Consider the following 15,365-nt stretch of genomic DNA (forward strand, 5'->3'; position numbering starts at 1 on the left):
CGGTGTTGTGCCGGACGCTGAACCGGCGTGCCAGGGCGGCAGGCCGGGCGTTGTTCCGGACGGTGAGCCGGGGCGGTAGGCGATCGGTCGTGCCCGGACGGTGGGGCGGGGCGGTAGGCGATCGGTCGTGTCCGCGCGGTGGGGCGGGGTCGCGGTGCCGCAGGGGCAGGCCGGTGTTGTGCCGGACGCTGAACCGGCGTGCCAGGGCGGCAGGCCGGGCGTTGTTCCGGACGGTGAGCCGGGGCGGTAGGCGATCGGTCGTGCCCGCGCGGTGGGGCGGGGGCGGTGCTTCGGTCGTGGGCCGGGTCACGGCCCCTGGTTCCGGCTACGCGGACGGGGTCGCTATGCGCAGGGTCGTCGTGGGGGACGGCGCCGCGGGGCCGTCGGTCCCGGCGACGTCCGTCCACCAGTCGGCGCCGTCCTCGATGTAGCGCAGGAGGACACCCTCGCGGATCGCCCACGGGCAGACCACGGCCCGGCGCAGACCCATGAGTTTCAGCGCCGTGTGTCCGACGACGGCACCGGCCAGGCTCTGGGCCGAGCGAGGCGCGGAGATGCCGGGCAACTGGGCGCGCTCGGCGGCGGGCAGCGCGGCGAGGGTGGTCACCGCCCCGCGCAGTTCCCGGCAGGTCAACCCGCGGTCCACGAACGGCCCGTACCGCCCGGGCGTGGCCCCGCACAACCGCGCCAGTTGCTGGAACGTACGGGAGCTGACGGCGGCGGTGCGCGGTCGCTCCCAGCGGATCCGCGACGCCACGTCCCGCAGTTCGTGCCGGATCCGGCGGCGCAGCTCCTTCAGCTCGACCGGTCCGGGCGGGTCCTGGACGCCCAGGTACTCCCGGGTCAGCCGGCTCGCGCCGAGCGGCAGGGAGGCGGCGAAGTCGGGCAGCCGGCCCCGGCCGAAGGCCACCTCCAGCGAGCCGCCGCCGATGTCGAGCAGCGCCAGGGGCCCCGCTCTCCAGCCCAGCCAGCGGCGGGCGGCGAGGAAGGTCAGCTCGGCCTCGGTCTCACCCGGCAGCGTGCACATGCGGATCCCCGTTCCGGACGCCACCCGCTGCAGCACGTCCTGCCGGTTGGGGGCGCCGCGGACCACCGCGGTCGCGAAGGCCAGCGGACCCGCCGCATGCCATGTCCGGGCCGTGGCGCCCGCCGCGGCCACCGCCTTGACCAACCGCTCCACCGCCTCGTCGGCGATGGTGCCGTCCGGACCGACATGTTCGGACAGGCGCAGCTTCCACTTGACGGTGTGCACCGGCAACGGCACGCCGCCCTCCACATCGGCGATCACCAACCGGACCGTTCTCGACCCCGCGTCCACCACGCTCACCCGCATGGCCGGGAAGTACCCACTTCACCGGCGGCGACCCTTCGCACGGGGGGCGTGCCGGAGCACAGGGCCCCCGGCGCACGCCCCAGGACCGGCTCGCGCGGTAGCCCGGTGCGACCGGCGGCGCAAAGGCGCACGGCCGGGCTGCCGTCGAGCACCCGCACTCCAGCCTGTCCGGATCTCGGCCCCCGAGCCCCCGTACGGCCCGCGCTGCCCGTTAGATGGTCATGACCACTGTCGGCACGGGGAGCGGCACGTGACCAGAACGGACGCGACGAAGGTACTGGTGATCGGCGGCGGCATCGCGGGTACCGCGACCGCGCTGGGCCTGCACAAGGCCGGGCACGACGTCACCGTGTTCGAGGCACACCCGTTCACGGCCGAGGACATCGGCGCGTTCCTGACCCTGGCAAGCAACGGCATGCGCGCACTGGCGCAGCTCGACGCCACGGACGCCGTCACGGCCATCGGTTTTCCGCTGACTTCCCTGCGGCTGCTCGACAGCCAGGGCACCGAGGTCGGGCACGCACCGCTCGGCGAGGCCGCCGACCCCGCCCTGCGCTACCGCTGCCTGCGCCGCGGCGAACTGAACGCGGCCCTGCAGGCAGAGGCGGCACAGCGCGGCATCCCGCTGCGCCACGGCGCCCGGCTGGAGTCCGTGACGGACGGCCCCGACGGCATCACCGCCCGCTTCGCCGACGGCAGCAGCGCCACCGGGGACCTGCTCATCGGCGCCGACGGGCTCAACTCGACCGTCCGCCGGCTCATCGCGCCCGGAGTACGGCCCACCTACGCGGGCCAGCGCGTCTTCTACGGCTACACCGCCACCGCACCGGAAGCCGATCCGGCCGGCACCATCACCATGGTGCGGGGCAGCGCGGCAGCCTTCGGATACGCGGTGTCCCCGGCGGGGGAGACGTACTGGTTCGCCCGCGTCGGCGCTGACCCGCTGCCCGCGGGCGCCCCCACAGGGCCGTCCGCCGCGCTGCGCGCGCAGTTGCTGCCGCTGCTGCGCGAGGACTCCACACCCGCCGCGGGCCTCGTCGCCGCCTGCGACGACGCGCTCCTGGTCACCAACGCAGCCGAACTGCCCCTCGGCGTCCCCTGGCGGTCCGGACGCATCCTGCTCATCGGCGACGCGGCCCACGCGGCCTCCCCGGCCACCGGCCAGGGAGCCTCCATGGCACTGGAGGATGCCGTCGTCCTTGCCAAGGCACTGCGCGATCTGCCCGACCCGGAGAGCGCGTTCGCCGCGTACGAGCGGCACCGCCGCCCACGGGCGGAGCACAACATCACCGTCAGCGGCGGCATCTCCCGTGGCAGTCGCAGCCCGTCCCGTCCGGCTGCCGGCACGGCCCGTCCCGTGGCACCGGACGAGGCGCTCGTCCGCCACCTCGCCTGGGAGACGGCCCTGTCCGCCGACCCGCCCGAGCAGCACTGAGCGCCCCGCTCCCGCGAAGGCCCGCTCGCGAAAGTGCAAGTGGCGGAGCACTGGAGTCCATTGCCGGGGAAACCGCCGGGGCCGGATCGTTCCGTGCAACCGGCCCTTCGGCAACAAGGAGCACCCGTGCGACTCTTGAGCAGAGCAGGCGGCGCCCTGGCCGCGACCGCCGCCCTGGTCCTGGGCGGTGGCACAGCGTCCCCGGCGTCGGCCACGTCCCCGGCGTCGGCCACGTCCCCCGCCGGTGCCACGTACACCGTGACCGTGGGGAGCCCGGTACCGTTCAGCCACCCCACGGACACCCCCGCCACCCCGTACATCGACAAGGACGGCACCTTCCACTACCAGCAGTCCGCCGCGCTCTACGGCGCCGGAGACCCGCGCGTCTGGGACTTCTACACCGGCAAGGACTTCGACACCGCCACCTACGACAAGAGGCTCAGTGAGGCGGTGAACCCGGCCGACCCCGCCGACCGCAACGACGACACCACCTGGCGCTGCAACAACAGCCCCACCGGCAGGGAGGCGACGTACGCCCCGAGCGGCTCCGGCTACGCGCAGAAGAACTACTGCGACCTGTCCGGGGTGTGGGTCGACCCCGACACCGGCGACTGGTACGGCCTGGTGCACAACGAGTTCACCCCGCAGCCGTTCGGCGACGGACTGCACTACGACGCCATCGACTACGCCGTCTCCACCGACCAGGGCCGCACCTGGACCGTGAAAGACCATGTGATCACGTCCCCGTACAGCACCGAGCGCGGTGACACGACGGCCTTCCCGAACCGGACGTACTCCTACGGCGACGGCGACCAGCGCCTGTTCGTCGACACCGCCTCCGGATACTTCTACGTCTTCTACGGCTCGCGGATCGTCGACAAGAGCGGCGGCTGGAAGGCGTTCTACGAGCATGTGGCCCGCGCCCCCCTCTCCGCGAAGATGGCGCCCGGCTCCTGGCGCAAGTGGTACGACGGCGCCTGGTCCCAGCCCGGCACCGCCGGACGGGAGAGCAACATCGTCCCGGTCGACGCCGGCCACCCCACCGGCTACACCCCCGCCTCCGCGGAGTACGACCCGGGCAACACCGGCACCGCCGCCGAGCAGATCGCGGCCGGGAAGATGCCCCCGACGTCGCCGCTGTTCGTCATGAACATCGCCTACGACGCCCATCTCGGCCTGTACATCGGCACCCCGCAGGCCGTCGACCAGAGCGGCGACGCACCGCAGCACCTGTACGCCACCGACGACCTGACCACCCAGAAGTGGCACCTCATCGGCGACACCGGCGGCTACACGAACGCCTCCTGGTACCGCTGGTTCCTGGACCGCGCCAACCGCACCGGCTCCACGATCGTCGGCAAGACCTTCCGTTCCTACTGCTCCTTCGGCTGCTCCCACGACGCCTCGGGCGAGTACGTCGACATCACCCTTGGCTCCTCCACGCCCGCGGCCCCGCCCATGGACACCGGCCGCCGCTACCGGATCGCCAGTGGCGCGGGCCGGTACCTCGCCCAGGCCTCCAAGGGCTCCACCACCACCTCGGTCACGAGGCCCACCGGTTCCGGCCGGGAGTCCTGGATCTTCGCCCCGACCGGCGACGGCGCCTTCACCCTGGCCAACGCCGCCGGCGGCCGCCTGCTGGGCGTCGACTCCACCGGCACCGCCGGCCGCGCCTGGGGCGCCGGGCCCACCGTCACCGCGGCACGGGCCGGCGGGCCCACCGTCGGACAGCAGTGGTTCGTGATCCCTGCCTCCTCCGGTGACGGCACCTACCGTCTGGTCAACCGCTACAGCGGCCTTGTGCTCGGCCTCTCCGGAACGTCCGGCCGGCTCGCCGAGACCACACCGCTGCGCACCTGGACGGACAGGAGCGGACGTCCCGTCGGTGGCGGCCGCACCGCGGCCGAGCAGACCCTGTCCCTCACCCCGACCGGGGCGTAGCCCCACACGGGCACTCGTGACCGCGAGCACGCGCGCCCGCACAGGCACTCCGGCCTGTGCGGGCTCCGGCGACTCCATGACGCGTTCGGCCGCTTCCGCCTATCCTGCGCGCATGTCGATCACCAACGGGGAATCCGACGCCCGGCTGGCCGTGACGGCGGCCCGGGCCGGCGCGGCGGTGGTGCGTGACCTGTACGGCAAGCGGCTGGAGCGCTACGAGAAGTCCGCCGGTGACTTCGCGACGGAGGCGGACCTCGCCGCCGAGCGGGCCATCCTCCACGTGCTGCGCGAGGCCCGTCCCGAGGACGCGGTGACGGGAGAGGAGAGCGGACGTACCGGCGCCGCCGACGCCCGTCGCAGCTGGCTGGTCGACCCGCTGTGCGGCACCCTCAACTACGCCGTGCACACCATGCTCGTCGGCGTGAACGTCGCGCTGCGCGTGGGCGCGCAGGTCACGGCCGCGGCGACCGCCGACCCGTTCAGCGGCGAGGTGTTCTGGACCGACGGCGCGCGGGCCGGGGTCCGCGGGGACGGCGCCGACGAGGACCTGACGCCCTCGGCGGGGTCCGCGCTGGTGGACGTCAACCTGGACCCGCCGTTCCCGAACGCGCCCGGTTTCCGGGCCGCGCGCCTGCTGGCCGACCCCGGCTTCGCCGAGCGGTTCCGGCCCAGGGTGGTCTCCAGCACCCTCGCCCTCGCCTGGGTCGCCGCCGGGCGCAGGGCCGCCTATGTGACCGACGGAGACCTGCGCGACAGCGTGCACTTCGCGGCCGGGATCGCCCTGTGCCGGGCGGCGGGCTGCACGGTGACGGGCCTGTACGGAGAGGCCGTCCACACCGGTGCGGGCGGGCTCATCGCCGCGGCCGACGCGGAGACACATGCCGCGCTGCTGGCGCTGGTGACGTCCCGGACGCACCGCTGAGCCGGCGCGGTTGTCGAACTATTTGGTTTCCGAAGGCTTGTGGCCGGCTTGGTTCACCACTTAAATCAAAACATGAACTAAGCCGTGGGGCCCGCTTTCCGGTCCCCCTCAGCCGCATGGAGCCGCCGCATGAGAGCACACCGCATGAGACTGAGACCCCTGGGGGTCGCGCTGGCCGCCATGGCCGCGCTGATCACCCTGCCCCTCACCCACGCGACCGCCGTCGCCGCCGGAACCCCCTTGTCCCAGGGGAAGACGGCCACCGCGTCCTCCGAGGAGAACGCCGGCACCACCGCCGCCGGCGCCGTCGACGGGAACACCGGAACCCGCTGGTCCTCCGCCGCCACCGACGACCAGTGGATCCGGGTGGACCTCGGCGCCACCGCCTCGGTCACCCAGGTGGTCCTGAACTGGGAGGCCGCCTACGGCAAGGACTACAAGGTCCAGATCTCGCAGGACGGCGCCACCTGGACCGACCTGAAGTCCGTCACCGGCGGCGACGGAGGCGTCGACACGCTCGACGTGTCCGGACAGGGCCGCTACGTGCGCCTGCTCGGCGTGCACCGCGCGACCCAGTACGGCTACTCCCTCTGGGAGTTCCAGGTGTTCGGCAGTTCGGGCGGCACCCAGCCCACCTGCGGTACGGCCAACGCCGCCCAGGGCAAGCCCGCTTCGGCCTCCTCCACCGAGAACGCCGGAACCCCCGCCTCCGCCGCCTTCGACGGCAGCACCTCGACCCGCTGGTCCAGCCAGGCCGCCGACCCGCAGTGGCTGCAGGTCGACCTGGGCTCCGTCAAGGACCTGTGCAAGGTGGACCTGAGCTGGGAGACCGCGTACGGCAAGGACTTCCAGATCCAGACCTCCTCCGACGGGCAGAGCTGGAGCACCCTGAAGAGCGTCACCGGCGCGAGCGGCGGCACGGCGTCCTACGACGTCAGCGGCTCCGGCCGGTACGTGCGGATCTACGGCACCGCACGCGGCACCGGCTACGGCTACTCCCTGTGGGAGGTCGCCGTGCACACCGGATCCACCGGGGTCCCGCCCGTCGAGGGCGGTGGCGACCTCGGCCCCAACGTCATCGTCGTCGACCCCTCCACCCCGAACCTCCAGCAGAAGTTCGACGACGTCTTCGCCCGGCAGGAGTCGAGCCAGTTCGGTACCGGCCGCTACCAGTTCCTGCTCAAGCCGGGCACCTACAACGGCATCAACGCCCAGATCGGCTTCTACACCTCGATCTCCGGCCTGGGCCTGAACCCCGACGACACCCAGATCAACGGTGACGTCACCGTCGACGCGGGCTGGTTCAACGGCAACGCCACCCAGAACTTCTGGCGTTCGGCGGAGAACCTCGCCATCAAGCCGTCCAACGGCACCGACCGCTGGGCGGTGGCCCAGGCGGCACCCTTCCGCCGCATCCACGTCCAAGGCGGCCTCAACCTGGCCCCGAACGGCTACGGCTGGGCCTCCGGCGGCTACATCGCGGACTCGAAGATAGACGGTTCGGTGGGCCCGTACTCCCAGCAGCAGTGGTACACCCGGGACAGCTCGGTCGGCGGCTGGACCAACGGGGTGTGGAACATGACCTTCTCCGGCGTCCAGGGCGCACCGGCGACCAACTTCGACAGCGGCCCCTACACCACGCTGGACACCACCCCCGTCTCCCGCGAGAAGCCCTTCCTCTACCTGGACGGCTCCGCCTACAAGGTGTTCGTACCGGCCAAGCGCACGAACGCCCGAGGCGTCTCCTGGCCGGCGAACGCGGGCACGTCCCTCCCGCTCGACCAGTTCTACGTCGTGAAGCCGGGCGCGACCGCGGCCACCATCAACGCCGCCCTCGCCCAGGGCCTCAACCTCCTCTTCACACCCGGCGTCTACCACCTCGACCAGACCATCGACGTCACCCGCGCGGACACCGTCGTGCTCGGGCTCGGCCTCGCCACCCTGGTCCCGGACAACGGCGTCGACGCCCTGCACGTGGCCGACGTCGACGGCGTCAGGCTCGCCGGCTTCCTCATCGACGCGGGTCCGGTCAACTCCGACACACTGCTGCGCATCGGCACCCCCGGCGCCGACGCCGACCACTCCGCCAACCCGACCACCATGCAGGACGTGTTCATCCGCATCGGCGGCGCCGGGCCCGGCCTCGCCACCAACTCCGTGGTGGTCAACAGCGACGACGTCGTCATCGACCACACCTGGATCTGGCGCGCCGACCACGGCAGCGGCGTCGGCTGGGACACCAACCGCGCCGACTACGGCCTGCGCGTGAACGGCGACGACGTCCTCGCCACCGGCCTGTTCGTCGAACACTTCAACAAGTACGACGTGTACTGGAGCGGGGAACGAGGCCGGACGATCTTCTTCCAGAACGAGAAGGCGTACGACGCCCCGAACGCCGCCGCCATCACCCACGACGGCATCACCGGCTACGCGGCCTACAAGGTCGCCGACTCCGTCACCACCCATGAGGCGTGGGGACTGGGCAGCTACTGCAACTACACGGCCGATCCGTCGATCGTCCAGGCCCACGGCTTCCAGGTGCCGACGACCCCCGGCATCAGGATGCACGACCTGCTGGTGATCTCCCTCGGCGGCATGGGCCAGTACGCCCACGTCGTCAACAGCACCGGCGCCCCCACCTCGGGGACCAGCACCGTCCCCTCCAAGGTGACGTCCTTCCCGTGACCAGCGCCGCGTCCCGGGACGGAAGCCAGCTCCGTCCCGGGACGCGTCCTTGCGTCATCCTCGGTCGTCGGCCAGGCTCTCGTGCGGGGCCCGCAGGTAGGTGTGCCGGTACAGGGTCGCGAAGCGGCCCGGGTGGTGGAAGCCCCAGCGGGCCGCGATCGCCGTGACCGTGGCCCCGGTACCGGGATCGGCGGTCACCAGGTCGTGATGGGCGTGCGCCAGCCGTACCCGGCGCAGATGCGCGAGCGGCGTCGTGTCCAGGTGCCGACGGAAGGCGTACTGCAGGGCGCGCACCGTCACATGGGCCGCCCCGGCGATGTCGGCGATCGTGATCGGGCGGTCGGCGTGGTCGTCGATGTAGGCCAGCGCGCGCCGCAGCAACGCCGGATGCGGGTCGTTGCGGTCGGCCGCGGTCGGCTCCGGCAGCGCCGTGCTGGGGAAAGTGGCCAGGACGCTCGCCGCCAGGTGCTGGGCCGCCGTGGCGGCGATGAGCGGCTGGTCCGCGGTCTCCGGATCGGACAGCACCGCGTCCCGTAGATGGCCGATGGTGCGGCCGAGGTGGCGGGCCGCCGCCGCCGAACGCGGCCGGTGACCGGTCAGCCGCACCGGCCGCGCGTCGTCCGGGCCGGCGGCCACCTGGGCGAGCAGCGCCGGGTCCAGCATCGTGATGGTGTGGCGGGCGTGGTGGATCCGGCCCGAGTACGGCAGGTCCGGCGGGGCCGACAGGACCGTGTCACCCGGCCCGAAGGCGTCCTCGACGCCTTGGACGCGGTGGTCCCGTACCGCACCCTCGTGGACGACGTACAGGCAGATTCTGCCCAGCGGCGTCACCGAGTAGCTCAACTCGAAGTCCAGCGCCAGTTCGTCGATGCTCACCGAGGGGATGGCGACACGCCGTATCCGCGCCGGGCGTACCGCTGCCGATACGCATCCTGGCGTAGGCACGGCTGAGGAAGTCCTCGGTGACCTCCAGGTCGTCGCTGTCGAAGGTGAGCGTTTCCATGGACCCCCATTGCCCCCCGAACGCTCCCGCCATGTGCCCGCTCATCTGGGGTTTTTCGTTTTCTGCACGGTGACCTGGGAAGTTGTTCGCCTGTCGGCTGTCGCCGCCGTGCCGTGCTGCGCAAGGTGAACGACATGATCGGAAGCGACGAGCGGGCGGACCGGCTGAGGGCACTGCAGGAATGGGTGACCCACCTGCGGCAGGCCGTGGTGTCGCACGCGCTCGTCGGCCAGGCGATCGGCGTGGTCATCACCGTCGGCGGCCTCAGCCCCGAACAGGGTTGGGGGGTCCTGAAACACATCTCGCAGCACACCAACATCAAGCTGCGGGAGGTGGCGCGCTGCCTGGTGCAGTGGCCGGCCCGCGGCCGACTGCCCGAGACGATCCGCCAGGCGCTGACAGCCGCCGTGGAGCACGAGCGCGAGAACGACGCCGACGGGCGGACGGACGGGCCGGAGGTGCCGTGCGGCCGGCTGGGCTGAACCGTGACGCGGGAGTCAGCCCTCGGTGCGGCGCAGGTCGTCCCACGCGCGGCGCCGCAGATCCGCGTCCCGCAGTACGTCCACGGCCGTGCACGCCAGTGCCTCCACGACGGCCAGGAGGACACGGCGGCCGCGCTCGGAGGCCGCCGCCTCGGCGAACTGCGGTGTGTGATCGGAGCCTTCCGCGCCCATGATCGCCACGAAGGGGTGGATGGCGGGCACCCGGCCGCTGACGTTGCCGATGTCGGACGAGCCCAGGTAGACGCCCGGAGCGGGCGGGGTGAGGGTGATCCCGGCGCGGTCCAGATGCCCGGCGAACCGCCCGGAGAGCACCTCGCTGTCGCGGAAGTGCTCGTACCGCACGCTCGCCCGGTCCATCGCGACGGTCGTGCCGGTCGCCAGGGCGACTCCCTCGGCGGCGGTGCGCAGTTGTGCCGCCAGGTCGTCCAGGGCGGCGGTGGTGAGCGCGCGCAGTCCGAAGCGGCCCTCGGCGTACTCCGGCACGATGTTCGTGGCCGTGCCGCCGTGGGTGATGATGCCCTGGACATGGGAGCCCTCCGGCAGCCGTCGGCCGAGTGCCGAGACCACGTTGAACAGTTCGATCAGCGCCGCGAGCGCGTCGATGCCCTCGGTCGGACTGCCCGTCGGGTGCGCGGCCCGGCCCCGGAAACCGACCCGGTACTGCTCCTGCGCGGTCAGCGGCGCCCGTACCCAGTCGTACACCCCGGGGTGGAACATCAGGGCGGCGTCCACGCCGTCGAAGACCCCGGCCGCCACCTCCAGAGCCTTGCCGCCGCCGCCCTCCTCGGCGGGCGTACCCACCGCCAGTACCGTTCCCTCGCTCGCGTCCAGCACGGCGTCCGCGACCAGGGCGGCCCCCAGCCCCGCCGCCGCGATCAGGTTGTGCCCGCAGGCGTGCCCCAGGCCGGGCAGGGCGTCGTACTCCAGGGGAAAGGCGACGACGGGCCGCCCCCGGCCCGCGCGCGCCGTGAACGCGGTGGGCAGACCGGCCACCTCCCGCCGCACCTCGAAGCCCGCGCGCTCCAGCTCGTCCGTCAGCAGCGCCGCGGCCCGGTGCTCGGCGAACGCGGTCTCCGGGTCCGCGTGCAGGGCCGAGGCCACGGCCCACAACGCGTCGGCACGCCGCGCGACCTCCTGCCTGACCAGCGCGACCTCAGCCCGGACCAGCCCGGCCTCCTCCCGGGCGAGAGGGTACTGCGACACGAGGCCTCCTGCGGTTCGGCGGGTTCCTTCCGTGCCGAGCCGGGTTCCACCCGAACGGGGTCCTGACACCGGCCCTCGTGTTTGGAGCGCGCGGCAGGTGCAACACGATCCGTGCGGCACCGATCGGCTCAGGAGGACAGCCATGGATCACTCACGCGTACCCGTCCTGGAGGCTCTGCAGGAGTTCCGGCGACGAGGAGACGTGGTGTACGGGCCACCCGGACACAAGCAGGGGCGCGGGACCGATCCCCGGGTCGCCGAGATCCTTGGCCTGGACGTCTTCCGCTCGGACGTGCTCACCCTGAACGGGCTCGACGACCGGCGCCAGTCCCAGGGGGTGCTGGAGCAGGCGCAGGAGCTGATGGCCGACGCTGTCGGCGCCGAGCACGCGTTCTTCTCGACCTGCGGCAGTTCCCTGTCGGTGAAGACGGCGATGTGCTCGGTCGCCGGCCCGGGGGAGAAGCTGCTGCTGTCCCGCAACGCGCACAAGTCGGTCATCGCGGCCGTCATCATCAACGGCGTGGAGCCGATCTGGGTCCATCCCAAGTTCGACGCCGAACGGCACATGGCCCACCCGCCCGAGCCCGACGACGTACGCGACCGGCTGCGGGAGCACCCGGACGCCAAGGGCATGCTGCTGATCACGCCCACCGACTGGGGCACCTGCGCGGACATCCGCAAAGTGGCCGACGCCTGCCACGCCTTCGACGTGCCGCTCATCGTGGACGAGGCGTGGGGCGCTCATCTGCCCTTCCATCCGGATCTGCCCGTCTGGGGAATGGACGCGGACGCCGACCTGGTCGTCACCAGCGTCCACAAGATGGGCGGCGCCATCGAACAGAGTTCGGTCTTCCACCTCCAGCACGACCGGGTCTCGCCCGCCGTGCTCAAGCAGCGCGAGGACCTGCTCGGCACCACCAGCGCCTCCGGCCTGGTGTACGCGGCCCTCGACGGCTGGCGGCGGCAGATGGTGGAGCAGGGACACGGACTCCTGGACGCGGCCCTGCACCGCGCCGAGCGCGTCCGGGCCCAGCTGCGGGAGCTGGCGGGGCTGCGGGTGATGGGCGGGGAGATCATCGACGAGGGGCTGGCCGCGGAGTTCGACCCGCTCAAGATCGTCGTCGACGTACGCGGTCTCGGCATCAGCGGTATGCAGGCGGCCGAGTGGCTGCGCGCCAACTGCCACATCGACGTGGGCGGCTCCGACACCTGCCGGATCAGCGCCTCCATCACCCACTCCGACGACGACGAGACCGAGAAGCTCCTCGTGGAGTCCGTGCGTACGCTCGTGGAGCGTGCCGACTCCATCGAACGGCGGCCCGCCGTCCGGTTGCCCGAGCCGCGCGCGCTCGAACCGGAACAGGCGGTCCTGCCCCGCGACGCCTTCTTCGGGCCCGCCGAACAGGTGCCCGCCGAACGGGCCGTCGGGCGGATCGCCGCCGAGATGATCAGCCCCTACCCGCCGGGCGTACCGGTCGTGGCGCCGGGCGAGGTGATCACGGCGGAGATCGTCGACTACCTGCGCAGCGGTATGGAGCACGGCTTCCTCATCGCGGACGCGGCGGACTCCTCCCTGAAGACCCTGCGGGTCGTGGCACGCACGTGACCGGCCCATCCCGAACTGCGCGGGCCCTGACCGGCGCCTAGGGTGGCGTATGCGGGCGGCCAGGTGCTCGCCCGCCCCGGGTCAAGAAGCCGGCCCTTCTGGCGAAGACACGTCGGCAGGGGGCCCTTGGCCCTGTCCGGCGGTCTCCGGGTCCGGACCAGTGTGTCCGGCGGGCCAGCCGTCCCGGCAACTCGATGAGAGACGGCCCGACTTCACCCCGACCGGGACATCCCCGCGATTCCCGGTTTCGGACGCCCCGGCCCGGGGACCTCGGTACGAGGGCCATGTCGACCCCTTCCATCGGGTTTCTCCTGATTTTCATGCTGTCGGCCGCATGCCCCGGGCGTGGCCACCGTGTGCCGGATTTCTCGCCCCCGGGGCGGGCCCGCCCCCGTGACCAGCGAAGGAAATGGAACTGATGAGCGAAACCAACCCTCTCAAGCGAGCGGCGGACAAGGTGGCGGGCGCCTTCCAGGGCGAGTACACCGGACCGGAGGAGGGCATCCCCGGAAAGCCGGGCCCCGAGTCGCCGTCGGTCGCCGAGCCGACCGAGGCCCGTGAGCCGCTGCCCCCCAAGCCCGACCAGAGCGGCCCGGACACCGTCTCGCCGACCGGGCAGCCGACCGGCGCCGACCAGGCACGGATGGCGCAGAGCGGCAGTTATCTCACCAACGCCCAGGGCACGCGGCTGTACGACACCGACCACTCGCTCAAGGCAGGGCCCCGCGGCCCGGTCCTCCTGCAGGACCACCATCTGCGCGAGAAGGTCATGCACTTCGACCACGAACGCATCCCCGAGCGCGTGGTCCACGCCCGCGGCGCCGGAGCGCACGGCGTGTTCCGCAGCTACGGCACGGCGGCGAACGTGACGAAGGCGGCCTTCCTCGCCGAGGACGTCGAGACACCCGTCTTCGTGCGCTTCTCCACCGTGCTGGGCTCCCGCGGCTCCTCCGACACCGTCCGCGACACCCGGGGCTTCGCGACCAAGTTCTACACCAGCGAGGGCGTCTTCGACCTGGTCGGCAACAACATCCCGGTGTTCTTCATCCAGGACGCGATCAAGTTCCCGGACGTCATCCACGCCGGCAAACCACACCCGGACCGGGAGATCCCGCAGGCCCAGAGCGCCCACGACACCTTCTGGGACTTCGTCACCCTGCACACCGAGGCCACCCACCACACGCTGTGGAACATGTCCGACCGGGGCATCCCGCGCTCCTTCCGCACGATGGAGGGCTTCGGCGTCCACACCTTCCGCCTGGTCAACGCCGCCGGCGAGACGACCCTGGTGAAGTTCCACTGGAAGCCGAAGCTCGGCGTGCACTCGCTGGTCTGGGAGGAGGCGCAGATCATCAACGGCGTCGACCCCGACTTCCACCGCAGGGACCTCGCCGACGCCATCGAGGCGGGCGCCTACCCGGAGTGGGAGTTCGGCATCCAGACCTTCCCCGACACCCCCGACCAGACCTTCGAGGGCATCGACCTGCTGGACCCGACGAACATCGTCCCCGAGGAACTCGCCCCGGTGCAGCCCATCGGGCTGCTCACCCTCAACCGCAACCCGTCGAACTTCTTCGCCGAGACCGAACAGGTCGCCTTCCACGTCGGCCACCTCGTCCCCGGCATCGACATCACCGACGACCCGCTGCTCGCCGGCCGGCTCTTCTCCTACCTGGACACCCAGATCACCCGCCTGGGCGGCCCCAACTTCCCGCAGCTGCCCATCAACCGGCCGCACGCCCCGGTCAACGACATGCTGCGCGACGGCATGCACCAGACGGCGGTGCACCGGGGCGTGGCACCCTACCGCCCCAACTCCCTGGACGGCGGCTGCCCGTTCACCGCGGGCGCGGACGTGGGCGCGTACATCGAGACACCCGTCCGCGTCCCGGAGGCGACGAAGGTCCGCGAGGCGCCCGAGTCGTTCGACGACCACTTCAGCCAGCCGCGCCGGTTCTGGCTCAGCATGAGCCCGGTGGAGCGTGAGCACATCATCGGCGCCTACACCTTCGAACTCGGCAAGTGCTACGAACAGGCCATCCGGGAACGGGCTCTGCAGGTTCTTGCGAACATCGACCCGGAGCTGTGCGCGGGCGTCGCCGCGGGCCTCGGCCTGCCCGCCCCCGAGCCCACCGTGCCCCTGGCCGACGTCGAGCCGAGCCCGGCCCTCTCCCAGGTCGGCAACACCTGGCCCACCGACGGCCGGATCATCGGCATCGTCACCGGACCCGACGGCGACCTCGACGGCGTACGAACCGTGCGCCGGCAGGTGCTGGACAGCGGCATGGTCCCGCTCATCGTCGCACCGGCCGGCGGCACCCTCGGCGCGGGCACCGACGCCCTCACCGTCCAGCGGACCTACGCCACCGCACGCTCCGTCGAGTTCGACGCCCTCCTGGTGGCCGGCACGCCCGGGATCGGCGCCGACGCCTACGGTGCCCGCGACGCCAAGGCCGGTCTGCCCGCGACCCAGCAGGCCACCCCCGACCCCCGGGTCGGACTGCTGCTGGCGGAGGCGTTCCGGCACGGCAAGGCCATCGGCGCGGTCAAGGGCGGCGAGACCGCGCTGGAAGCGGTCGGCATCCCGCTCGACACCCCGGGTGTGGTCACCGCCGACGACGCCACCGGCGTACTGCAGCAGCTCACCCGACTGCTCGGCGCCCACCGGGTCTGGGAACGCTTCCCGTCCGCCGCCTGACCGGCTCCCTCGGCACAAGGGCCGGGCCGCCTCGGC

10 protein-coding genes are annotated in these 15,365 nt (G+C 72.3%); 7 read left to right on the plus strand and 3 right to left on the minus strand.

The window, feature by feature from the left end:
• Positions 1-325: 325 nt before the first annotated feature.
• Entirely contained in the window at positions 326-1,333 is a 1,008-nt protein-coding gene (locus tag ACGFRF_RS21405; protein ID WP_393742158.1) for a Ppx/GppA family phosphatase, read from the minus strand.
• 250 nt (positions 1,334-1,583) lie between these two features.
• Here ACGFRF_RS21405 and ACGFRF_RS21410 point away from each other — a divergent pair, with 250 nt between their 5' ends.
• The 4 genes from ACGFRF_RS21410 (at position 1,584) to ACGFRF_RS21425 (ending at position 8,316) form a co-directional block, all read left to right on the plus strand.
• On the plus strand, positions 1,584-2,768 hold the full coding sequence (locus ACGFRF_RS21410; RefSeq protein WP_393742159.1) for an FAD-dependent oxidoreductase: 1,185 nt from the start codon (positions 1,584-1,586) through the stop codon (positions 2,766-2,768).
• Positions 2,769-2,903: 135 nt separating this feature from the next.
• Positions 2,904-4,709 (plus strand): RICIN domain-containing protein, encoded by a 1,806-nt coding sequence (locus ACGFRF_RS21415; RefSeq protein WP_393742160.1) that lies wholly within the window; start codon positions 2,904-2,906, stop codon positions 4,707-4,709.
• Between the two features lie 112 nt (positions 4,710-4,821).
• On the plus strand, positions 4,822-5,631 hold the full coding sequence (locus ACGFRF_RS21420; protein WP_393742161.1) for an inositol monophosphatase family protein: 810 nt from the start codon (positions 4,822-4,824) through the stop codon (positions 5,629-5,631).
• Between the two features lie 144 nt (positions 5,632-5,775).
• Positions 5,776-8,316, plus strand: a complete 2,541-nt coding sequence (locus tag ACGFRF_RS21425; protein ID WP_393742163.1) for a discoidin domain-containing protein — start codon at positions 5,776-5,778, stop codon at positions 8,314-8,316.
• 54 nt (positions 8,317-8,370) lie between these two features.
• Here the strand turns inward: ACGFRF_RS21425 and ACGFRF_RS21430 are convergent, their stop codons facing one another.
• Positions 8,371-9,192 (minus strand): helix-turn-helix transcriptional regulator, encoded by an 822-nt coding sequence (locus tag ACGFRF_RS21430; protein ID WP_393742165.1) that lies wholly within the window; start codon positions 9,190-9,192, stop codon positions 8,371-8,373.
• 261 nt (positions 9,193-9,453) lie between these two features.
• On the opposite strand from ACGFRF_RS21430, the gene ACGFRF_RS21435 reads away from it, so the two are divergent.
• Positions 9,454-9,801 carry an ANTAR domain-containing protein gene (locus ACGFRF_RS21435; RefSeq protein ID WP_393742167.1) on the plus strand — a complete coding sequence of 116 codons (348 nt, stop codon included), beginning with the start codon at positions 9,454-9,456 and terminating at the stop codon, positions 9,799-9,801.
• A 15-nt stretch (positions 9,802-9,816) separates the two neighbouring features.
• Here ACGFRF_RS21435 and ACGFRF_RS21440 read toward each other — a convergent pair whose 3' ends face one another.
• Positions 9,817-11,025 carry an amidohydrolase gene (locus ACGFRF_RS21440; RefSeq protein ID WP_393742169.1) on the minus strand — a complete coding sequence of 403 codons (1,209 nt, stop codon included), beginning with the start codon at positions 11,023-11,025 and terminating at the stop codon, positions 9,817-9,819.
• Positions 11,026-11,167: 142 nt separating this feature from the next.
• On the opposite strand from ACGFRF_RS21440, the gene ACGFRF_RS21445 reads away from it, so the two are divergent.
• Positions 11,168-12,631 carry an aminotransferase class I/II-fold pyridoxal phosphate-dependent enzyme gene (locus ACGFRF_RS21445; RefSeq protein WP_393742171.1) on the plus strand — a complete coding sequence of 488 codons (1,464 nt, stop codon included), beginning with the start codon at positions 11,168-11,170 and terminating at the stop codon, positions 12,629-12,631.
• 418 nt (positions 12,632-13,049) lie between these two features.
• Positions 13,050-15,329 carry a catalase gene (locus ACGFRF_RS21450; RefSeq protein ID WP_393742173.1) on the plus strand — a complete coding sequence of 760 codons (2,280 nt, stop codon included), beginning with the start codon at positions 13,050-13,052 and terminating at the stop codon, positions 15,327-15,329.
• Positions 15,330-15,365 lie beyond the last annotated feature (36 nt).

Source organism: Streptomyces sp. NPDC048521 (genome assembly GCF_043199855.1).
GTDB lineage: Bacteria > Actinomycetota > Actinomycetes > Streptomycetales > Streptomycetaceae > Streptomyces.